We start from the raw sequence: 21,849 nt of genomic DNA, 5'->3' as shown, positions 1-21,849 counted from the left end.
ACGGACCCGGGCCTGCGGACCGCCGGGGCCTGCTCGGCGGCCGGGCCGGGATCGCCCACCTCCGATTATCAGGGCGGGTGCGGCGGCCTGCTCGGTGACCGGATCCGTCCGCCGGAAGGCCCCGGGGACCGTGCGCGCCGCGGGGGCGCGTCCGGGCCGCCGGGGGTTCCGCCGGGGCGTCAGTACGTGAGGATGGCCGGGTCCGAGACGCTCGCCGCGCCGGTCTCGACGTGGCCCGCGAGCCGGCGGACGTAGTCCGTGCTCGCGGACGAGGTGACGGTGACGTCGTACCAGTGGTGGGCGGCGGAGACGGCGACGCTGTGGGTGACCGTGGCGCCCTTCGCGACGGAGAGCGTCTTCCCGGCGCCGCCGTAGGCGTTGACGAGGGTCACCGTCGCGGTCGCGCCCGTGTTGGTGAACGTCAGGTCCAGCGTGCCCGCGGTGGCGTTGTGGCGGGCCGTGACCTCGGGGACGGCCGTCTTGCCGGGGGAGCGGAAGCGGCGGACGAAGCCGTTGGGGCCGTGGACCGTGAGGTCCGTGACGCCCTTCGAGTACGTGGTGTTCCAGGTGTCCGCGATCGTCTTGCCGGCCTCGGTCGTGTAGGTCCAGGGCGCGTCGGTGCGGTTGGCCGAGGTCACGTAGAACTGCGCGCCCGCCGAGGGCCCGCCGCCGAAGGTGAGGCGGAACCTGCCGGCCGCGGTGTCGGCGGCGCCGTCCACGAACGGGGCGTACTTCAGCGGGCGGGTGGGCTTGGCGCCGCGTTCCTGGCGGGGCATGGTGCCGGTCGCCGGTGCGGTGGCGAGGAAGTCGGGGTGGCGGTTCCTGTCCGGCGGGAAGTAGCCGGACGTCGGCGGCAGCGCGGCGGCCGAGGGGTCCGTGCGGGAGAAGTCGAAGGCGGAGGTCAGGTCGCCGCAGACGGTCCGCCGCCAGGGCGAGATCTGGGGTTCGCGGACGCCGAAGCGCTGCTCCATGAAGCGGATGACCGAGGTGTGGTCGAAGGTCTCGGAGCAGGTGTAGCCGCCCTTGGACCAGGGCGAGACGACCAGCATGGGGACGCGCGGGCCGAGGCCGTAGGGGCCGGCCACGTAGCCGGTCTTGCCGGGGAAGTGGTCGAGGCCGGTCGCGACGGTGGAGAGGCCCTGCGCGGCGGAGCCGGGGACGTAGGGCGGGACGACGTGGTCGAAGAAGCCGTCGTTCTCGTCGTAGGTGATGAACAGGGCGGTACGGGCCCACACGTCGGGGTTCGAGGTCAGCGCGTCGAGGACCTGCGAGATGTACCAGGCGCCGTAGTTGGCGGGCCAGTTGGAGTGCTCGGAGAAGGCCTCCGGGGCGGCTATCCAGGAGATCTTCGGCAGCCGGCCGCCCTGGACGTCGGCGCGCAGCCGGTCGAAGAGGCCGTCGCCGGCCTTGGCGTTCGTGCCCGTGCGGGCCTTCTCGAACAGCGGGTCGCCGGCCTGGGCGTTGCGGTAGGTGTGGAAGTACAGGAGCGAGTTGTCGCCGTAGTTGCCGCGGTAGGCGTCGTTGATCCAGCCCCAGGAACCGGCGGCGTTCAGCCCGTCGCCGATGTCCTGGTAGATCTTCCAGGACACCCCGGCCGCCTCCAGGCGCTCCGGGTAGGTCTTCCAGCCGTAGCCGGCCTCGGCGTTGTTGAGGACCGGGCCGCCGCCGGTGCCGTCGTTGCCGGTGTGGCCGGTCCACAGGTAGTAGCGGTTCGGGTCGGTCGAGCCGATGAACGAACAGTGGTAGGCGTCGCAGATCGTGAACGCGTCGGCGAGCGCGTAGTGGAAGGGGATGTCCTCGCGGGTGAGGTACGCCATGGTGGCCTTGGTCTTGGCCGGTACCCAGTTGTCGTACCTGCCCTTGTTGAAGGCGCTCTGGCCGCCCGCCCAGTCGTGGTTGAGGCCCTGGAGGAACTCCATGCCGAGCTTCGCGCTCTCCGGACGGAAGGGCAGGGTGACCTTGCCGCCGTCCGACTGGTTCCAGACCGACTTCCCGCTGGGCAGGGTGACGGGGCGGGGGTCGCCGAAGCCACGTACGCCCTTCATCGCCCCGAAATAGTGATCGAAGGAACGATTCTCCTGCATCAGGACGACGATGTGCTCGATGTCCTGGATCGTTCCGGTGGAACCCTGCGCCGGGATGGCGGCGGCGCGCGCGATGCTGTCCGAGAGCATGGTCAGCGCGGCGGCGCCGCCCGCGAGTTGAAGGAACCGGCGGCGGTCGAGGTCGGCCATGGGGGAGTACTCCTCCGGGTCGGTACGGGGCACGGGTGGGGGTGCGCGTGCGGCGGCCCGGCGGACCGGCCGACGGGCGCCCCACAGGAGAGCGCCCGTGAACCACCGCCCGGGGGCCGTTCCATGACTGCCCGTCGTACGGCAGACGAATCCCCCGTGCTCCAACGGAAGAGCTCACAAGCGAACGCCCCCGGCGGTCGGAGAACCGTCAGGGGCGTACAGGAAGCGACAGGAACCTACTCGACGACGAGGTCGACCGTGATGTTGCCGCGAGTCGCCTTGGAGTACGGGCAGAAGGCGTGGGTCTTCTCGAGGAGGGCCGCGCCGGCCTCGCCCTGGAGGTGGTCGGGGAACTCGGCGCGCATCACGACGGCGAGGCCGAAGCCGCCGTCCGCGGCGTCCTTGCCGATGGAGACCTCGGCGGTGATGGAGGCCTCGGAGATGTCGATCTTCTCCTGGCGGGCGACCAGGTTCATCGCGCTGGCGAAGCAGGCCGCGTACCCGGCGGCGAAGAGCTGCTCGGGGTTGGTGCCCTGACCGTTGCCGCCGAGGGCCTGGGGGTGGGCGAGGGGGAGGTCGATGTGGCCGTCGGAGCTGACGGCGCGGCCCTCGCGGCCGTTGGCGGTGGCGACGGCGGTGTAGATCGCGTCCATGGTGTCCGTTCCTGTCCTCGGGAGGCGGTGTGCTGCGGTGGCCCTCTATTAGTAGCGCACTATTCAGTTGTGCACAACTCAATCGCGTATGAGGTGTCCTCGCGTATCCTGGAGCCATGGAGACGCTCGACACCGTCCCGGACGAGGACTTCCTCCGGCTCGACCACCAGATCTGCTTCTCGCTGCACGCGGCGACCCGCGCGTTCAACGGCGTCTACCGCGAGGCGCTCAAGGAGCTGGGGCTCACCTACCCCCAGTACCTCGCGATGCTGGTGCTCTGGGAGCACGGCGAGCTGCCCGTGAAGGGGATCGGGGAGCGCCTCCGGCTCGACTCCGGCACCCTGTCCCCGCTGCTCAAGCGCCTGGAGGCGGCCGGCTACGTCGAGCGGCGCCGCAGCCCCGAGGACGAGCGGTCCGTCACCGTCCGCCCCACCCCCGAGGGGGCCGCGCTCAAGGAGCGGGCCCGCGACGTGCCACGCCGGATCGCCGCCGCGACGGGCCTCGGCCTCGCCGACATCCGCGACCTCCGGGAGCGGCTGGACGCCCTGGCCGCCCGTCTCGACGGAGTCGACCCGGGCGACCTGGGCACCTGCGGCTGAGTCTCCCGGCCCGGCGGCCCCGGGACCGGGGAGACCCGCGGAGGCGAGGCCCGGGCCCGGAGGTTCAGGGGCGGGGGGCCTCACGAAGCCGAGCTCCCGGCTCAGGACCGGGGGACCTTGCGGAGCAGAGTCAGCACCACCGCCGCCGTGACCAGGGCGAACACCGCACTCAGCGCCGACGCCGAGTGGAGCGCCGTCGTGAACGCCTCCCGGGCCGTCTCCCGCAGCCCCTCGTCCGGCAGGGCCAGGGCCGCGCCGACGCTCTCGTGGGCGGCGGCCGGGGCGCCCCCGGGGATCCCGCCCCGGTAGACGGCGACCGCCACGCTGCCGGTGACCGCGATGCCCAGGGCCAGCCCCAGGTCGTAGGCGGTCTGGCCGGTCGCGGCCGCCGCACCCGCCTTCTCCGCCGGGGCGGAGCCGACCGCGAGGGCCGTCCCCAGGACGCTGATCGGGGCCGCGCCGAACATGACGACCGCGAGACCCAGCGCGGCCGGGACCACCCCTTCGGCCAGGGCGATCACCGCGTACCCGGCCAGCGAGAACAGGAGTCCGCCGGCCAGCACGTACGCCGGGCGGACCCGCCGTGCCGCGAAGGGGGTCAGCTGCGAACCGGCGATCAGCCCCGCCGCTCCCGGCAGCAGCCACAGCCCGGCCTCCAGCGGCGGCAGTCCGGCGACCGCCTGGAGGTACTGCGGGACCAGGTACTCCACCCCGTTCAGCGCGGTCATGCCCAGCAGCAGGGTGAGCAGCGCCCCGGTGAAGGCCCTGTTCCTGAAGAGCCGGAGATCGAGGAGAGGGGTCTCCAGGCGGTTCTGGCGGCGGACGAACAGAACGGTGAAGGACAGCCCCAGAGCGAACGCGACCCCCGCCTCGGCCGTCGTGCCGTGCGCGGCGAGCGACTTGACGCCGTACACCAGGGGCAGCACCGCGAGGAGGAAGAGCAGCACGCTCGCCGGGTCGAGGCGCCCGGGGGCGGGATCGCGGTACTCGGGGAGCAGCAGCGGGGCCGTGACCAGGGCGATCACCATGACCGGCAGGCCCATCAGGAAGACCGAGCCCCACCACCAGGAGGCGAGCAGCACGCCGCCGACGACCGGTCCGACCGCCAGCCCGACCGAGAGGGCGGTCACCCACATCGCGATGGCCGTGGCCCGCTGCCGGGCGTCCGCGAACATGTGGCTGATCAGGGCGAGCGTGGAGGGCAGGACGGCCGCCCCGGCGATGCCGAGGAGGGCCCGGGCCGCGATCAGCGTCCCCGCGTTCGGGGCGTACGCGGCGAGGAGCGAGGCGAGCAGGAACCCGGCGGAACCGGCCATGAGGAGCCTGCGCCGGCCGAGCCGGTCGCCGAGCGTGCCCATGATCACGAGGGTGGCGGCGGTGAGGAAGCCGTAGATGTCCGTGATCCAGAGCAGCTGGGCGCCGCTGGGCCGGAGGTCGGCCGAGAGGTACGGGGTGGCCAGCCACAGGACGCCGAGGTCGGCGGTCATCAGGGTGACGGGCAGGAGGAGGACGGCGAGGCCGATCCACTGGCGGACTCCTGCCCGGGGCGGGGTCGCGGTGTTCTCCGCGAGGGTCGTGTTCATCGGGCCGGCTCCTCGTGCGCGGTGGGCGGTGAGGGGGTGGTCGTGCCGGGGAGTTCCTCGGCCAGGGTCCGCTCGGCCTCATCGAGCAGTTCGGCGACCCGGGCGCCGCGCAACTCGGCGGGTACGCCGGACAGTTCGGTGCCGTGCAGGACGCGCAGGGAGGCGTCCGGAAGGCCGCAGAAGGCGGAGACGCCGGTCACCAGCATCAGGGGGAGGGCGTCCGTCATGCCGAGCCGTTCGATCTCCTCGGGCGTGCCGCCCATCAGGGCCAGCCAGAGCAGCCGCTTCCCCGCCAGCCGGGGGCGGCTGCGGCCGTACGCGAAGCCGTAGTTCCAGACCCGGTCGATCCAGCCCTTGAGGACGGCCGGCGGGGTGAACCACCACACCGGGAAGACGACCAGGATGTCGTCGGCGGCCAGGATCCGGTCCATGTGGGCGCGGACCTCGGGGGAGTAGGCCTTCTCGCGGTCCTCCCAGTCCGGCTCGTCCGCCGGGCGGAGCGCCGGGTCGAACCCCTCGGCGTACAGGTCGAGTACGTCGACGGTGCCGCCCTCCTCCTTCAGACGGGCGTGCAGCCGGGCGGCCACCTGGGCGGTGAGGGAGTCGGCGCGGGGGTGGGCGAGGACGAGGAGGGTGTGGGCTGCCATGGCCGGGGGTCCTTCCGGTGGGCGTGGGCACGGGTGCGGAGAGGGAGGGGGCGGGTGCGGCCGGAGGGCGGGGCGGGCGCGCGGCGGGCGCGGGCCCGCCCCGGGGCGGACGGCACGGGGCCGTCAGAGGCCCAGGCCGGAGCCGCCGCTCGCGTCGATGTTCTGGCCGGTGACCCAGCGGGCGTCGTCGGAGGCGAGGAACCCGACCACGTCGGCCACGTCACCCGGCTGTCCGACCCGGTTGAAGACCGAGAACCCGGCGGCGTGCGCCTTGGCGGCCGGGTCGGCCAGCCACGGATGGATGTCGGTCTCGATCGTGCCCGGCGAGACCGCGTTGACCGTGATGCCCCGGGAGCCGAGCGTCTGGGCGAGGGTCAGGGTCAGGACCTCGACGGCGCCCTTCGCGGCGGCGTACGCGGTCATGCCGGGGAAGGCGACCTTGGTGACCCCGGAGGAGATGTTGATGATCCGGCCGCCGTCGCGGAGCCGGTCGAGGCCCTTCTGGACGATGAAGAACGGCGCCTTCGCGTTGACCGCGAACACCCGGTCGTAGTCCGCCTCCTCCACCTCGTGGATCAGTCCCGGGCCGGCGATCCCCGCGTTGTTGACGAGGATGTCGAGGCCGTGGTCGTCCCCGGCCCCGGCGTCGAAGGCGGCCCAGAGGGCGTCGGCGTCGCCGGGGACGCCCAGCTCGGTGCGGAGGGCGAAGGCGGAGCCGCCGGCCGCCTCGATCGCGGCCACCGTCTCCTTCGCGGCCGCCTCGTTGGCGGCGTAGTGGACGCCGACCCGGGCGCCGTCCGCGGCGAGGCGGAGGGCGATCGCCCGGCCGATGCCGCGGCTGCCGCCGGTGACGAGCGCGGTCCTGCCGGCGAGGGGCTTGCTGCTGCTCATGTCCTGCTCCTTGGTCGTTCCCGGTGCCGTTTCCTGCTGACGGGGACGACTCTGACGGCCCGGTGTTCGGGAACGGCTCGGGTTCTGTTCGGGCCGGTTCCGGCGGGCGGCGCCGGGGTGTTCGGGCTCCATCGGCCGGTGATCGAGGCCGGGTTACGGTGGCCGCATGCGATTCGCGGTGCTGGGGGAGACGGCCGTACGGACCGAGGACGGCACGCCCGTCCGGGTCCCGGAGCTCAAGGTGCGGGCCCTGCTCGCCGCGCTCCTCGTCGACGCGGGCCGGCCGGTCGCCGCGTTCCGGCTCGTCGACGACCTCTGGGGCGACGAACCGCCCGGCAACCCGCTGCGGGCCCTCCAGGCCAAGGTCTCCCAACTGCGCCGGGCGCTGGAGGAGGCCGAGCCCGGCGGGCGCGGCCTGGTCGTCACCCGGGCCCCCGGATATCTGCTCGACGTACCCGAAGGCGCCCTGGACGCACACGAGTTCACCCGGCTCGCGGCCCGTGCGCGGGGGACGACGGACGCGGGAGCCCGGGCCGCGCTGCTCGGCGGGGCGCTCGACCTGTGGCGCGGACCGGCGTTCGCCGGCTTCGCCGGGGAGCCGTTCGCGCGGGCGGCGGCGGACCGGCTGGAGGAGGAGCGGCTCGTCGTCCGCGAGGCGATGGCCGAGGCGCGGCTGGAGCTCGGCGAACACGATCTCCTGGCAGGCGAGTTGGCGGAACTCGTCGCACTCCACCCGCTCCGCGAGCGGCTCCGGGCGGTGCAGCTGCGGGCCCTGTACCAGGCGGGACGGCAGAGCGAGGCCCTCGCCGGGTACGAGGAGCTGCGCACCCTCCTCGCCGAGGAGCTCGGCCTCGACCCGAGCCCCGAACTCACCGCGCTCCACGCGTCGATGCTGCGGCAGGACGCCTCGCTCTCGGCACCCGCCCCGCCGTCCGCCCCGGCGGCGACCGGCGGCGCCGTCCGCGGCAACCTGTACGCGCCGCTCACCGGCATCGTCGGACGCGACGCGGCCGTCGCCGACGTGCGGAGGCTGCTCACCGAACGGCGGCTCGTGACGCTCACCGGACCCGGCGGCGTCGGCAAGACCCGGCTCGCGGTCGAGGCGGCCGGGCGGCTGCGCGAGGAGTTCGCCGACGGGGTCTGGCTCGTCGAGTTCGCCGGCGCGCGCGGGGACCTCGCCGAGGTCGTGGCCGCCGCGCTGGAACTCCGCGACGACGGGGCGTGGGGGCTGCGGCCCGAGGGGGAGAGGGCGCTCACCCCGTCGGAGCGGCTCGCCGACGTCCTGCGCGGCCGGCGCACGCTGCTCGTCCTCGACAACTGCGAGCACGTCGTCGACGAGGCGGCCTCGCTCGCCGAACTGCTGCTGCGGACCGCGCCCGGACTCGTGGTGCTGACGACCAGCCAGGAGCCGCTCGCGCTGGCGGGCGAGACGCTCTGGGCGGTGGAACCGCTCGACGCGGACGGCGCCGTGGAACTCTTCACGGCACGGGCGGCGGCGTCCGCCCCCGGGTTCGCCTCCGCGGCGCCCGACCCCGCCACCCAGGAGGCGGTACGGGCCGTCTGCCGCCGCCTCGACGGCATCCCGCTCGCCCTGGAGCTGGCCGCGACCCGGGTGCGCGCCCTCGGCGTGCACGGGCTGCTGGCGCGGCTCGACGACCGGTTCCGGCTGCTCGACGCGGGGCTGCGCGGTGCGCCGGCCCGGCAGCAGACGCTGCGGGCGGTCATCGACTGGAGCTGGGAACTGCTCGGCGCACGGGAGCGCACGGTGCTGCGGCGCCTGGCGGTCCACGCGGAGAGCTGCTCGCTGGCGGCCGCGGAGGAGGTGTGCGCGGACGCGGCGCCGGGGGGAGCGGGGGCACCGGCCGCCGCCGCGCCGGGACCCGCGCCTGCCGCTTCCGCGCCGGCGGCTTCCGCTCCAGGGCCCGCATCGGCTGCTTCCGCGCCAGCCGGTCCCGCATCGGCCGCTTCCGCGCCGGGCGGGCCCGCATCGACGGCCTCCGCGCCCGGCGGGCCCGTCGGGGCTGCGCCCCGGGCCGGGGGAACGGCGGACGCCGGGGCGGGCGGCACGGAGGTGGCCGCCGGGGACGTCCTCGGGCTGCTCGCGCGCCTCGTGGACCGCTCGCTCGTCGTGGCGGTCGACGGCCCGGACGGGCCCCGCTACCGGCTCCTGGAGTCCGTCGCCGCGTACTGCCTCGAACGGCTGGAGGACGCGGCCGAGACGGCGGAGGTACGGGACCGGCACCTGGCCCACCACCTGCGGCTGGCCGTGGAGACCGAGCCCGGCCTGCGCGGCCCCGGCCAGCGCCGGGCGCTCGCCCGCCTCGACGCCGAGGCGCCGAACCTGCGCGCCGCCCTGGAGCGGGCGCTCGCCGCACCCGGCGCCGGGGGCGATGCCGAGGCGGCGCTCCGGCTCGTCGACGCCCTCGCCTGGTACCGGGTCATGCGGGGCCGCCTCGGCGAGGCGCTCCGCTCGGCGACGGCCGCGCTGCGGGCGGCCGTCGCGCAGGACACGGCGCGCCCCGTACCGGCCGCGCTCCGCGCCCGCGTCGAGGTCTGGCGCACCGGCCTCGCGATCATGGGCGGCGACGGCACGGACCGGCTCCAGCGGATCGAGGCGGCGCTCGCCGCGTACGACGGGGCCGCGCCGCCTCCCGCGGACCGCGCCCGGGCGCGCTGGTTCCTCGCCCACGCGCTGTGCGGGACCGGAAGCCAGAGCGAGGGCACCCGGCTGACGGGGGAGGCGCTCGACGCCGCCCGGGCCCACGGGGACCGCTGGGTCGAGGCGGCGGCGCTCGCGGACCGCTCGGTCCAGCGGCTGCTCGGCGGCGACGTGGCGGGAGCGGAGCGGGACGCGTCCCGCTCCGACGCGCTGTTCGAGGAGGTCGGTGACGCCTGCTGCCGGCTCTGGTCGGTGTACCCGCTGGCCACCGTCGCCGAGATCCACGGACGGTACGAGCGGGCCGACCGGCTCAAGCGGGCCGGACTGGCGGCCGCGGAGAGCCTCGGCCTGACGACCGAGGTGCCGGACCTGCTGGCCGGGCTGGGGCGTACGGCCCTCCTGCGGGGCGACCTGGCCGAGGCCCGGGCGTACCACGCGGCGGCGCGGGAGCGGGCGATCGAGGTCGGGTTCCGGGCGGGCGAGATCAACGCGGTGCTCGGACTGGGCCTGGGAGCGCGGCGCGAGGGCCTGCTCGACGAGGCCGAGGACCACATGCGGGAGGTCCTCGACTGGCACCGCGCGGTCGGCCTCGACGCGGCGAACGCGCTGATCCTGGCCGAGCTCGGCTTCTCGGCGCTCGCCCGCGGGGACGCGGCGGCCGCGCGGGAACTCCACGAGGAGGGCTACCGCACGGCCCTCTCCTCCGGCGACCCCCGGGCGGTCGCGCTCGCCCTGGAGGGCCTCGCCGCGGCCCACGCGGGCGCCGGGCGGCCGACGGGGGCCGCGCTCCTGCTGGGCACCGCGTCGGCCCTCCGTGCCTCGACGGGCGCGCCGTTGCCCCCGGCGGAGCGGGCCGACGTCGACGCGGCGGAGGCGGCCGCCCGCGCGGCACTGGGGGCCGAGGGCTACGCGCGGGCCCACGCCCGCGGCACCGCCCTGCCCCACGAGAAGGCGGTGCCGGAGGCGGAGCTGCCCGGATAGAAGGAGCCCCGGCTCGCGCCCCGGCCCGACCCCGGCAGCACCGTCCCCACGCCCCGCCCCGGTACCGGTCGCGCCGCCACCGCCCCGCCCTTGACCAAAACGTAAGGATCGAAAGCCATAGGCGCCCCTATACTCGCCCCATGTCCGAGTTCACCGTCCGGCGTGCCGACGCCGACGATTCCAAGCGCCTCACCAGGCTGGTCAGGAACTCCCGGGCCTATCGGGGGGACTACGCCACGATGGTCGAGGGGTACCAGGTCGGTGGCGCGTACATCGAGCACCACTCCGTGTTCGTCGCCGTCGATGCGACCGACCGGGTGCTCGGGTTCTACGCGCTGCTCGTCGACGACGCGGAGCTCGACCTCGCGTTCGTCGCCGACAGCGCCCAGGGCCTCGGCATCGGGCGGCTGCTCATGGCGCACATGACCGGGCAGGCCGCCGCCGCCGGACTCGACGCCGTGCGGGTCGTCGCGCACCCGCCCGCCGAGGCGTTCTACCTGCGCACCGGCGCCGTCCGGACCGGAACCGTCCCGCCCGGCGGCCGCATCCACTGGGAGCGTCCCGAGCTCCGGTACGACGTCGCGTGACCGCCGCCCGGCCGCGCTCCCGGCAGCAGCCCCCCGAACCCCCGCCCGCCGCGACCCCGCCCCCCGGGGCTCCCGCTCCCGAGCGGCGCCGGCTCTTCGCCGACCTCACACCGCTGCGGACCTCCGCCCACTACCGCCGCCTCTGGTTCGGCGGCGCCGTCTCCTGGGTCGGCCAGGGGATGACCTCGCTGGCCGTCTCCCTCCAGGTGTACGACATCACCCGGTCGCCCTTCTCCGTCGGGCTGGTGGGGCTGTTCTCGCTCGTGCCGCTCGTGGTCTTCGGGCTCTACGGCGGCGCCATCGCGGACACCGTCGACCGCCGCCGCCTCGGGCTCTACAGCGCCTGCGGCTCCGCCGTCCTGTCGGCCGGGCTCGCCGCCGCCGCCTTCGCCGGCTTCCACCGGGTCTGGTTCCTCTACGGGATCGTCGCCCTCCAGGCCGTCTGCGCCGCGCTCAACGCGCCCGCCCGGTCCTCGATGATCCCGCGGCTCCTGCCGCCCGAGCAGCTGCGGGCCGCCAACGCGCTGAACTCGATGGTCACCACCTTCGGCATGCTCGTCGGGCCCAGCCTCGGCGGGCTGATCGTCGGCTTCGCCGGGTACCAGACCGCGTACCTCGTGGACGCCCTCGCCTTCGCCGCGAGCCTCTACGCGATGTGGCGGCTGCCCTCGATGCTGCCGGACCGCAAGGAGGGCGGGAAGCGGGCCTCCGTGCTCGACGGGCTGCGGTTCCTCGCGACCCGGCCCAACCTGCGCATGACGTTCTTCTCGGACTTCTGCGCGATGATCCTCGCCCACCCCCGCGCGCTGTTCCCCGCCGTCGCCGTGCTCTGGTTCGGCGGCGACGCGAAGACCGCCGGACTCCTCGTCGCCGCGCCCGCCTGCGGGGCGCTGCTCGGCGGGGTGCTCTCCGGCTGGCAGGGACGCGTCCGGCACCACGGCCAGGCGATCCTGCTCGCCGTCGCCTGCTGGGGCACCGCCATCGCCGCCTTCGGACTCACCCGGAACCTCTGGCTGGGGCTGCTCCTGCTGGCCGTCGCGGGGTACTCCGACACCGTCTCGATGATCTTCCGCAACACGATGATGCAGGTCGCGGCGCCGGACGAGATGCGCGGCCGGCTCCAGGGCGTGTTCATCGTGGTGGTCGCCGGCGGGCCCCGGCTCGGGGACTTCCTGGCCGGCTCCGTGGCCGACCTGACCTCGCCCGCGGTCGCCGTCACCGGAGGCGGGATCGCCTGTGTCCTCGCCGTCGGCGCCCTCGCGCTGTACGGGCGCGGTTTCCGCCGGTACGACGCGCTCGACCCGACTCCGTGATCAATTCTCCCCGAACGACACGTCCTGTTCTGGCGGTTGGCCGCCACGGCGCATAACCGCCAGCGCGGAGCGGAGTCAACTCCCGTCCACCTGGCCAAGACTCCTCGCGGCACCCGGAAACACCCCCGACCCCGGGTCCACGAGGAGTTCGAACGATGACGTCGAGGACCACACCCTTCGACAGGGGGAGAGCCGCGCTGATCGCCGCGGGCGTCTCCCTCGTGATGCTCTCGGCCGGGCAGACCGCCGCCGCCGGGACCACCGCCACAGCCGTCCCGGACACCTTCAAGAGGACGGCGGCCGGCAGCACCGTCACCCTCGTCACCGGCGACCGCGTCACCCTCACCGACCTCGGCGGCGGCCGGCAGACCGTCACCGTCGACCGGGCCGCGGGCGCCACCGGCGCGATACGCAGCCGGATCTCGAACGGCCGGGTCACGGTCGTGCCCGACGAGGCCCGCCCCTACCTGGACTCCGGCGCCCTCGACCCGCGGCTCTTCGACGTCACCGGCCTCGTCGAGCAGGGCGTCACCGGCGAACTCCCGCTGATCGTCACGTACGGCGGCAAGGCCGCCCGCGCCGCGGCGACGGCCCCGCGCGGCGCCGAGACCGTCCGTCCGCTGCCCAGCATCGACGGCGCCGCCGTCACCGCCACCGACCCCGCCGCCTTCTGGCGCGGCTTCACCGCGGCCCCGACCGCGCGCTCCGCCGCCCCCGCCAAGGTCTGGCTCGACGGCCGGGTCAAGGCCGCCATGGCCGAGTCCAACGCCCAGATCGGCACCCCGAAGGCCTGGGAGGCCGGGCTCACCGGCAAGGGCGTGAAGGTCGCCGTCCTCGACACCGGCGCCGACCTCGGCCACCCCGACCTCGTGGGCCGGGTCGCCGAGTCGAAGTCCTTCATCGAGGGCCAGGAGGTCGCCGACCGCGACGGCCACGGCACCCACGTCGCCTCCACCGTCGGCGGCAGCGGCGCCGGTTCGGACGGCGCGGAGAAGGGCGTCGCCCCCGGCGCCACCCTCGCCGTCGGCAAGGTCCTCAGCGACGAGGGTTCCGGCAGCGAGTCGCAGATCATCGCCGGCATGGAGTGGGCGGCCAAGGACGTCGACGCGAAGATCGTGTCGATGAGCCTCGGCTCCCGCGAGGCCAGCGACGGCACCGACCCGATGGCCCAGGCAGTCGACACCCTCACCGCCGAGACCGGCGCCCTCTTCGTCATCGCCGCCGGCAACTCCGGCGCCCCCGGCTCCATCGGCTCGCCCGGCGCCGCCGACTCCGCGCTCACCATCGGCGCCGTCGACTCCGCCGACGAGGCCGCCTACTTCACCAGCCAGGGCCCCCGCTACGGCGACCAGGCCCTCAAGCCCGACCTGTCGGCGCCCGGCGTGGACATCCTCGCCGCCCGCTCCCAGCTCGTCCCCGGCAGCGGCCTCTACACCTCCATGAGCGGGACGTCCATGGCGACCCCGCACGTCGCCGGCGTCGCCGCGCTGCTCGCCGAGAAGCACCCCGACTGGACCGGCGCCCAGCTCAAGAACGCGCTGATGTCCTCGTCGAAGACGCTCGACGCCTCCTCGTACGCCCTCGGCTCCGGCCGCGTCGACGTGCCCGCCGCCATCGCCGCGGACGTGACCGCCACCGGCTCCGCCGACCTCGGCTTCGTCGCCTGGCCGTACGAGACGAACGAGCCGGTCACCAGGACCGTCACCTACACCAACTCCTCCGACGCCCCGGTGGAGCTGGCCCTGGCCGTCGAGGGGATGCCGGCCGGAGTGGCCGCGCTCGCCGACACCACCCTCACCGTCCCCGCCCACGGGACCGCGAGCACCACCGTCACCGGCGACGGCGCCAAGGCGCCCGTCGGCCAGTCCTCCGGCCGGGTCACCGCCACCGCCGCCGGCGCGGTCGTCGCCCACACCGCGCTCGGCCTCGTCAAGGAGGAGGAGCGCTACACCCTCACCGTCCACGTCAAGGACCGCGACGGCGCCCCCGCCCCCGCCTCCCTCGGCGTGCAGCAGCTCACCGAGGGGGTCGATCCCTTCCCGGCCGCGGTCGGCGAGTCCGGCACCCTCGAACTCCGCCTGAAGCCCGGCACGTACGCCGTCGACACCTTCCTCGACGTCCGCGGCTCCCACGGCGCCGACTCCCTCGGCCTCGGCTTCCTGTCCGAGCCGGAGATCACCCTCGACCGCGACCGCGAGATCACCCTCGACGGACGGCGGCTCCGCGAGATCCGCGCCGAGGTCGACAAGCGCACCGAGACCCGCCAGCTCCTCATGGAGTTCGACCGGAAGGCCGGCGGCGCCTCCTACGGCGGAGCCGTCCAGGTCCCGGCCGTGTACGACTCGATCTTCGCGGCGCCCACCCGCAGGCCCGCCACCGGCACCTTCGAGTACCGGACCGTCTGGCGCCTCGGCAAGCCGATGCTGGAGGCCGGAGTCGACGGCTCCCGCCTCTCCGACGCCACCCCGCAGGCCGGCGCCGCCCTTCTGGAGGGCGGCCACCGCCTCGGCCTCGTCGACGCGGGCACCGGCACCCCCGCCGAGTACGAGGGCAGGAAGGTCACGGGCAAGGCCGTCCTCGTCCGCCTGACCGACGGCGCGGACCCGGCGCAGATCGCCCAGACCGCCCAGGACGCGGGCGCCAAGGCCCTGTTCGTCACCGACGACCGGCCCGGCCGGCTGATGAAGTGGTTCGGCACCGCCGACTACCAGGACCGGCCGCTCGCCGTCGCCACCGTCAACGCCGCCGACGGCCGCCGCCTCGCCGCCGGCGCCGCCCGCGGCAAGCGCGTCGACCTGACCGGCACCCGCTTCACCCCGTACACCTACGACCTCTCCGAGGGCCACCCCGGCGCCATCGGCAAGGACCTCGTCTTCCGACCCGGCAAGGACGAACTGGCCACCATCCGCTCCACGTTCCGCATGCCGACCAGGCGCGAGGAGCTGGGCGGGGAGTTCCGCTTCTCGATCACCGACACCTTCCCGATCGGCTTCGGCTTCAAGGAGTGGATCGCCTTCCCGACCGAGCGCACCGAGTACGTCTCCACCGGAACCGGCCAGCGCTGGCACGAGTCCGTCGACCTCGGCGAGTCCCTGGAGCAGCGCGGCGGCACCCCGTCCTACCGGGGCGGCAGCCGGGTGGACCTCGACTGGTTCGGCCCCGTCTGGCACCCCTGGCTGGGCACCGGCCTCGGCTGGGGCCAGCAGCGCACCGGCAACGACCTGCGGTTCAACACCCCCGGCTGGGGCGACTCCGGCGCCGACCACACCGGCTTCGGCAACGTCTGGAACGACGAGTCGATGACCCAGTACACCGAGGTGTACGTGAACGGGACCCGCGTCGACCGCAAGATGAGCTCGGGCGCCTACGCCTGGGACGCCCCGGCGGAGGAGTCGACCTTCAGGGTCGTCACCGACACCACGCTCGACCCGGCGCGCTGGCGGCTCGCCACCAGGGGCCACAGCGAGTGGACCTTCCGGTCCGCCGAGACGCCGGACGACAGGATCACCTACCTGCCGATGCTCAACCTCGGCTTCGACGTGGACACCGACCTCCACGGCGACGTCCGCGCCGGGCACAGGCTGCCCGTCGGGATCTCCGCCGAGTACGTGAAGGGGGCCTCCGGCACCGGCACCATCAAGGGCGCCACCCTGGAGGTCTCCTACGACGAGGGCAGGACCTGGACGAAGGTGACCCTCCGGAAGGCGCGGCACGGCGCCGCCTGGGACGGCGAACTCCGCGTGCCGTCCGGCGCCGAATACGTCTCGCTGCGGGCCGGGGCGAGCGACGACCGGGGAGGCTCGGTCACGCAGGAGCTGATCCGCGCGGTGGGCGTGAAGTAGCCCGCCGGCACCCCCGGAAGGCCGGGCCCCCTCCCGCCCCGCGCGGGAGGGGGCCCGGTGCGCACCGGACGGGCCCCGGCCCCTCAACCCCTCTCGATCAGTGCCTTCTTGAGGACCTTCCCCAGGTCGTTGCGCGGCAGGGCGTCCAGCCGGCGCACCACCCGGGGCCGTTTGTGCGGGGCGAGCAGACCGGCGACGTGGTCGGCGAGCTCCTCCGTCGTCGGAGGCCTCCCGGCGTCCTCCGGCACCACCCAGGCCACGATCCGCTCGCCCAGGTCCGGGTCGGGCTCGCCGGTGACGGCCGCCTCGCGCACCCCGGGGTGGTCGAGCAGCGCGTTCTCGATCTCGCCCGCCCCGATCTTGTAGCCGCCGCTCTTGATCAGGTCGGTGGCCTTCCGGCCCACCAGCCGCACGGTGCCGTCCGCCTCCCGGACCGCCATGTCGCCGGTGCGGAACCAGTCGCCGTCGAAGGCCTCCGCCGTCGCCGCGGGCCGGCCGAGGTAGCCGGAGAACAGGTTCGGGCCGCGCACCTGCACCTCGCCGACCGTCTCCCCGTCGTACGCCCCGGACACCGAGCCGTCCTCGTCCACGAGCCGCAGCTCCACGCCCGCGAGCGGCACCCCGACGGTTCCGGGGCGCGGCTCGGCGCGGGGCAGGACGCTCGTGTTCATGAGGGTCTCGGTCATCCCGTACCGCTCCACGACCGTCCGGCCGGTCGCCGCCGCGATCCGCTCGTGGTCGTGCACCGGGAGCGCCGCCGACCCGGAGACCAGCAGCCGCGCGCCGGCCAGCGCCCCGGCCAGGGCGGCGTCGTCGGCGAGCGCGTCCGCGAGCCGGTGGTACATCGTCGGCACGCCGAACAGCATCGTGCCGCCGCCCGGCCCGCCCAGCTCCCGGGCCACGCCCGCCACCGAGAACGTGCCGAGGTGCCGGACCCCGCCGCCCCGGCGCAGCGGCCCCAGGATCCCGAGGATCAGCCCGTGCACGTGGAACAGCGGAAGGGCGTGCACGAGGACGTCGTCGGCCGTCCAGGACCAGGCCCCGGCGAGCGCGTCGAGCGAGGCGGCGATCGCCCGCCGGGACAGCAGGACGCCCTTGGGCGGGCCCGTGGTGCCCGAGGTGTAGACGATCAGGGCGGGCGACTCGGGATCGGCCGTCTCCGTGACCGGCGGGCCGCTCGCCGCCGGGTCCACGACGATCCGGGGGAGTCCGGCGAGCCCGGCGGGCAGCTCGTCCGCGGCGCCCGCGAGCACCGCCGAGGGCTCGCTGTCGCCGAGGATGTGCGCCAGCTCCCGCTCGCCCGTCCGCGGGTTGAGCGGTACGGCGGGGACCCCGGCGAGCAGGGCGCCGACCACCGCGACCGCCGTGTGCGCGGTCGGCGTGGCCCAGACGGCGACCCGGCCGGCGCCCTCGATCCGGGCCGCCACGGCCCCCGCGGCCCGCGCGAGCTCCTCGTAGGTCAGGGCGACCGGCCCGCAGCTCAGGGCGGGCCGGTCGGAGGGGGCCTCCAGGGCGGGGAAGAGCGCACTCACCGGTCGTACTCCTCGTGGTCGTCGAGGGCGTCGGTCGCCGGTGGCCCATTGTGCCCGGAGGCCCGCCGTCAGGGGCGGCCCGTCGTGATCTTCGAGGGCTCCGGCGTCGGGTCCCCGCCCTCCGGGCGGATCCCGCGCATCCGGCCCCAGGCGTAGACGCAGCCCGCGAGCGCCAGGTCCGACAGCAGCATGAAGCCGATCGAGTACGAGCCCTTCGCGCTGTAGATCGCGCCCATCACGAGCGGCGGGAGGAACCCGCCGAGCCCGCCCATCGCGCCGACGATGCCGGTCACGCTGCCGACCTTGGCCTGCGGGGTCACCTGCGAGACCAGCGCGAAGACCGAGCCGCTCGCCGTGCCGAGGCCGGCCGCCATGACGAGGAGGGCGATCGTGCCGCCCGGGTTCAGCGGCGGGTCGAAGGCCTGCACGATCGCGAGGAGGGCGACCACGCCGAGCGCCCCGGCGGTGACGAGCGCCGGGTGGACCCGGTCCGAGAGCCAGCCGCCGATGGGCCGGAAGACCACGGTCACCAGGGCGAAACCGGCCGCCTTCGTGCCCGCGTCCGTCGGGTCGAGCTCGTACCAGGTCTTCAGGTACGTCGGCAGGTAGACGCCGAACGCCACGATGCCGCCGAAGCCGATCGCGTACAGCGCGGACAGCTCCCACGTCACCCGCAGCCGCGCGGCCGAGCCGAGCCGGGTCGCCAGGGAGGCGGTGGGGACGGGCCGGTCGGGGCGGTCGGTGATGAGGAACGCGGCGAGCACCGCGTACGCCGCGAGCGCGATCGCGACCACGATGAACGGCAGGTTCTCGCCGTGCTTGGCGATGCGCGGGGTGAAGTAGCCGGAGAGCGCGACACCGCCCATGCCCATCCCGAACACGCCGAGCGCCAGGCCGCGCTTCTCCGGCGGGAACCAGGAGTTGACCAGCGGGATGCCGATCGCGAACGTCGTGCCGCCGAGGCCGAGGAGGAAGGCGACGACCAGCAGCAGGCCGTACGTGTCCTTGACCACGATCAGCAGCAGGACGGGGACGATCGTCAGGGCCGAGACCAGCGGGAACATCAGCTTCGCGCCGTACCGGTCGGTCAGCGCGCCGGCCGGGATGCGGCCGAGGGAGCCGACCAGGACGGGGACCGCGACGAGCAGCGACTGCTCGAAGGAGCTGAGTTCGAGCCGGTCGCCGTACCAGCTGGCGAGGGGCGCGATCAGGTCCCACGCCCAGAAGGTCAGCGTGAAGCCGATGGTGGCCGTCACCAGGTTGCGGTAGGCCGCCGCGGTCGGGGGCTTGGTCTCGGTGTCCACGCCCCCAGTCAAGATCGGGACCGGACGCGCGGCGCGCGGTGCTGCTCCGTACGGGTGCCCCGCCGTGCCCCGCCACCGGCCCGGTCGCCCGGAGGTCCCTGGGGGTGTCTCACCGCTCAGGCCCCGCGAGCCCGGCCTGAGCGGCCACACACCCCCCTAAGGCCAGTCCACCGTGGTCGGCGGCGTGCCGTCGTCCGTGACCCGCAGGCGGGCCTCCGGGTCCCCCTCCGCGTCCCCGCCGCCCCGTTCTCCGACGGAGATGTCGACCGTGATCGCGCCGATCCCCGGCCGCCGGTGCGCCGCCGCGAGCGCCCCGCGCAGGGCGGCCAGGAGCCGGTTGGCGGTCTCCTCGCCGATCAGGGTGTCGACGGCACCGGCGAAGTGCACGGACGGCTGGAAGCCCAGCAGGACCGCCGCCCCGCCGGTCTCCCGCAGCACCCTCCCCCGGAAGGAGGCCGGGGCGTCGGCCGGCGGCTGCTGGAGCGCGAAGATGGTCGTACGGACTTCCTGGATCGTCGAGTCCAGCTCGTCCACGGCCCGCTCCAGCAGCGCTCCGTCGCCCGCCGGGTCCGACGGGTCGGTGGAGTCCGCCGCCCGCCGCCGGGTGGACTCCAGCATCATCTCCGTGGCGAACAGCCGCTGGACGACCAGGTCGTGCAGGTCCCGGGCGATCCGGTCCCGGTCCTCGAACACCGCGAGCCGCTCCCGGTCGTGCCGCGCGTCCGCCAGGACCAGCGCGAGCGCCGCCTGCGAGGCGAACTGCGAGGCCAGCAGCCGGTCGACCGCCGTGTACGCCGGGTCGTCGCGCCGCCGGGGGAGGGCGAGCGTGCCGATGAGCTTCCCGCCGCTCTGCAGGGGCAGCATCATCGACGGCCCGAAGCGGGACCGGACGTGGGTGGTCATCCGGGGGTCGGTCGCCGAGTCCTCGACGAACACGGGCTCCCCGCCGAGGAGCTGGACGAGCACCGGGGAGCCGGGCGCGATCGCCGTCCCGATCAGGTCGCCGGGGTCGTCCGTCGTCGAGGCGGCGACGATCTCCATCCCGCCCTCGGGGGTGGGCTGGAGGACGACGCCGGCCGATGCCCCGGCGAGGATGCGGGCCTGCTCGGCTACCGTCATCAGGGCGTTCTCGGCGGACGCGCCGGTGAGCAGGGCGGTCGTCACCGCGGCCGCGCCCTCGATCCAGCGCTCCCGCTGCCGGGCGGTCTCGTACAGCCGGGCGTTGCCGATGGCGATGCCGGCCTGCGAGGCGAGGACCCGGAGCAGCGACAGGTCCTCCTCGGTGAAGCGCCCCTCGCGCTTCTCCGTGAGGTAGAGGTTGCCGAAGACCTCGGTGTGGACCCGGATGGGGACGCCGAGGAAGGAGTGCATCTCCGGGTGCTCCGCGGGCACGCCCGAGGAGCGCGGGTCGGCCGCGAGGTCGTCGATCCGCAGCGGCCGCCGTTCCTGGACGAGCACGCCGAGCACCCCGGTGTGGCCGTCGGGGAGGCGGCCGACGCGCTGCCGTTCCGCGTCCGTCATGCCGCAGGTGAACAGCTCGGTGATGCGGCCGCGCTCGGGGTCGACGACCCCGAGCGCGCCGTAGCGCGCCCCGATGAGGAGGGCGGCGGAGTCCACGATGTGCTGGAGGGTGGCGCGGAGTTCGAGGTCCGTACCGACGCTGAGGACCGCTTCGAGCAGCATGGGCAGGCGGAGCGCGACCTCGTCCGTGTCCTCGTCCATGATCGTCATGGTCTCATCGTCGTACGAATCATTCGCTTTCGCGGTGGTGTGTCCGACGGCGGCTCAGTCCTCGTCCACCAGCGGGTTCCGCTCCGACAGCGGGTCGAGGACCATCGGCTGGACCTTGCCCTCCAGCATCGCGCCCAGGCCGAGGACCGCGCAGACGTCGGGCCGTTCGGCGATGTGCACCGGCATGCCGGTCGCCTCGCGCAGCATCTGGTCGAGGCCCGGCAGCAGGGCGCTGCCGCCGACCATCATGATCCCGCGGTCCGCGAGGTCGGCCACCAGGTCCGGCGGGCAGTCCCGCAGCACCTTCCCGATGCCGTCGAGGACGGCCGTCAGCGGGGTGTGGATGGCCTCCCGCACGGCGGCGGTGTCGACGGTCACGGAGCGGGCCAGGCCCGTGGCGACGTCCCGGCCGTGGATCTCGGTCGAGGCCGGGCCGTGCGGCGTCAGGCCGTTCCCGCTGAGGGCGAGTTGCAGCGGCCGGACCGACTGGCTCGGCAGCATCAGCTCGTGGTGGTGGCGCAGGTGCTGGATGACGGCGTGGTCGATGGCGTCGCCGCCCACCGGCATCCGCTCCGCCGTGACGATCGAACCGAGCGACAGGACCGCGACCTGCGTGGTCGCCGCACCGCACACCAGGATCATCGTCGCGGTCGGCTGCTCCACCGGAAGTCCGCAGCCCACGGCCGCCGCGATCAGCGTGTCCACCAGTTCGACGCGGCGGGCCCCGAGACCGACGAGGGTCTCCACGGCGGCGCGCTGGGCGAGCGGGTCGCTGTCGTGCGGGGTGCAGGCGGCGGCGCGCAGCCGGGGCTTGCGGCGGAGCTGACGGCGCAGCTTCTCGCCGAGGAGGTGGCGGAGCATGCGCTGCGCCATCTCGATGTCGACGACCGTGCCGCCCGAGACCGGGCGGACGACCCTGATGTAGTCCGGGGTGCGGCCGGTCATCTTCTCGGCCAGCGCGCCGACGGCGATCAGCGCTCCGGTACGGGTGTTGACGGCGGCGACGCTCGGCTCGTCGACGACGAGTCCGGCGCCCTTCACGAAGACCCGGGTGCGGGCGGCACCCAGGTCGACGGCGACATGGCAACGACGCAGCTGCTCAAGGCTGACGGTCACGGCGGATCCTCCGGAGTGCGGTGCTGGCACGGGCGAGGGGGGTTCGCGTTACGCGGTCCTCCTGGAATCGTCCGGCCGTCCGGGGCGCGGCGCGCGCTGGGCTGCGCCGCCCGGGGCCCGCGGCGCCGCGCCTCGCAGCACGTACCGAAGCGGGAGATTCACGACGCACCGCCGACG

At 74.9% G+C, this 21,849-nt stretch carries 14 protein-coding genes; 5 read left to right on the top strand and 9 right to left on the bottom strand.

All coding sequences use genetic code 11. From position 1 onward, the window contains the following. Positions 1–179 precede the first annotated feature (179 nt). Together ACF09E_RS05915 and ACF09E_RS05910 are read right to left on the bottom strand one after the other, a co-directional pair. Positions 180–2,234: a phosphocholine-specific phospholipase C gene (locus ACF09E_RS05915; protein ID WP_392204065.1), complete on the bottom strand. Its 2,055-nt coding sequence runs from the start codon at positions 2,232–2,234 to the stop codon at positions 180–182. A 236-nt stretch (positions 2,235–2,470) separates the two neighbouring features. After that, positions 2,471–2,887 (bottom strand): organic hydroperoxide resistance protein, encoded by a 417-nt coding sequence (locus ACF09E_RS05910; protein ID WP_361859714.1) that lies wholly within the window; start codon positions 2,885–2,887, stop codon positions 2,471–2,473. A 116-nt stretch (positions 2,888–3,003) separates the two neighbouring features. On the opposite strand from ACF09E_RS05910, the gene ACF09E_RS05905 reads away from it, so the two are divergent. After that, the gene (locus ACF09E_RS05905) at positions 3,004–3,486 is read left to right on the top strand and encodes a MarR family winged helix-turn-helix transcriptional regulator (protein WP_392204064.1); all 483 of its coding nucleotides are present in this window, start codon (positions 3,004–3,006) and stop codon (positions 3,484–3,486) included. A gap of 101 nt (positions 3,487–3,587) precedes the next feature. On the opposite strand, the gene ACF09E_RS05900 is transcribed toward ACF09E_RS05905, so the two are convergent. The 3 genes from ACF09E_RS05900 to ACF09E_RS05890 form a co-directional block, all read right to left on the bottom strand. Further along, the gene (locus ACF09E_RS05900; protein WP_392204063.1) at positions 3,588–5,069 is read right to left on the bottom strand and encodes an MFS transporter; all 1,482 of its coding nucleotides are present in this window, start codon (positions 5,067–5,069) and stop codon (positions 3,588–3,590) included. Beyond that, positions 5,066–5,716: an NAD(P)H oxidoreductase gene (locus ACF09E_RS05895; RefSeq protein WP_392204062.1), complete on the bottom strand. Its 651-nt coding sequence runs from the start codon at positions 5,714–5,716 to the stop codon at positions 5,066–5,068. Before ACF09E_RS05895 ends, ACF09E_RS05900 begins: the two co-directional genes overlap by 4 nt. Before the next feature lie 123 nt (positions 5,717–5,839). Then, positions 5,840–6,607, bottom strand: coding sequence for an SDR family oxidoreductase (locus tag ACF09E_RS05890; protein ID WP_392204061.1), 768 nt, complete (start codon positions 6,605–6,607; stop codon positions 5,840–5,842). A 166-nt stretch (positions 6,608–6,773) separates the two neighbouring features. On the opposite strand from ACF09E_RS05890, the gene ACF09E_RS05885 reads away from it, so the two are divergent. From ACF09E_RS05885 to ACF09E_RS05870, 4 genes are all read left to right on the top strand, one after another. Then, complete coding sequence (locus ACF09E_RS05885; protein ID WP_392204060.1) at positions 6,774–10,247, top strand: BTAD domain-containing putative transcriptional regulator; 3,474 nt, start codon at positions 6,774–6,776, stop codon at positions 10,245–10,247. 140 nt (positions 10,248–10,387) lie between these two features. Then, positions 10,388–10,834, top strand: coding sequence for a GNAT family N-acetyltransferase (locus tag ACF09E_RS05880; protein ID WP_392204059.1), 447 nt, complete (start codon positions 10,388–10,390; stop codon positions 10,832–10,834). Further along, positions 10,831–12,147 carry an MFS transporter gene (locus ACF09E_RS05875; RefSeq protein WP_388799124.1) on the top strand — a complete coding sequence of 439 codons (1,317 nt, stop codon included), beginning with the start codon at positions 10,831–10,833 and terminating at the stop codon, positions 12,145–12,147. The genes ACF09E_RS05880 and ACF09E_RS05875 overlap by 4 nt, the downstream gene beginning before the upstream one ends. 155 nt (positions 12,148–12,302) lie before the next feature. After that, complete coding sequence (locus tag ACF09E_RS05870; protein WP_392204058.1) at positions 12,303–15,989, top strand: S8 family serine peptidase; 3,687 nt, start codon at positions 12,303–12,305, stop codon at positions 15,987–15,989. A gap of 83 nt (positions 15,990–16,072) precedes the next feature. Here the strand turns inward: ACF09E_RS05870 and ACF09E_RS05865 are convergent, their stop codons facing one another. The 4 genes from ACF09E_RS05865 to ACF09E_RS05850 all read right to left on the bottom strand — a co-directional run bounded on the left by ACF09E_RS05865 (position 16,073) and on the right by ACF09E_RS05850 (position 21,672). After that, positions 16,073–17,521 (bottom strand): acyl-CoA synthetase, encoded by a 1,449-nt coding sequence (locus ACF09E_RS05865; RefSeq protein WP_392204057.1) that lies wholly within the window; start codon positions 17,519–17,521, stop codon positions 16,073–16,075. Positions 17,522–17,589: 68 nt separating this feature from the next. Beyond that, positions 17,590–18,825: a nitrate/nitrite transporter gene (locus ACF09E_RS05860; RefSeq protein WP_392204056.1), complete on the bottom strand. Its 1,236-nt coding sequence runs from the start codon at positions 18,823–18,825 to the stop codon at positions 17,590–17,592. Between the two features lie 156 nt (positions 18,826–18,981). After that, on the bottom strand, positions 18,982–20,556 hold the full coding sequence (locus tag ACF09E_RS05855; protein WP_392204055.1) for a GAF domain-containing protein: 1,575 nt from the start codon (positions 20,554–20,556) through the stop codon (positions 18,982–18,984). Between the two features lie 54 nt (positions 20,557–20,610). Further along, on the bottom strand, positions 20,611–21,672 hold the full coding sequence (locus ACF09E_RS05850) for a rod shape-determining protein (RefSeq protein WP_361858026.1): 1,062 nt from the start codon (positions 21,670–21,672) through the stop codon (positions 20,611–20,613). Positions 21,673–21,849: the final 177 nt, after the last annotated feature.

It is taken from the genome of Streptomyces sp. NPDC014891, assembly GCF_043081085.1.
In the GTDB taxonomy this organism is placed as follows: domain Bacteria; phylum Actinomycetota; class Actinomycetes; order Streptomycetales; family Streptomycetaceae; genus Streptomyces.
Note: the sequence above shows the minus strand (reverse complement) of the source record. Positions and strands in the feature narration are given on the sequence as shown.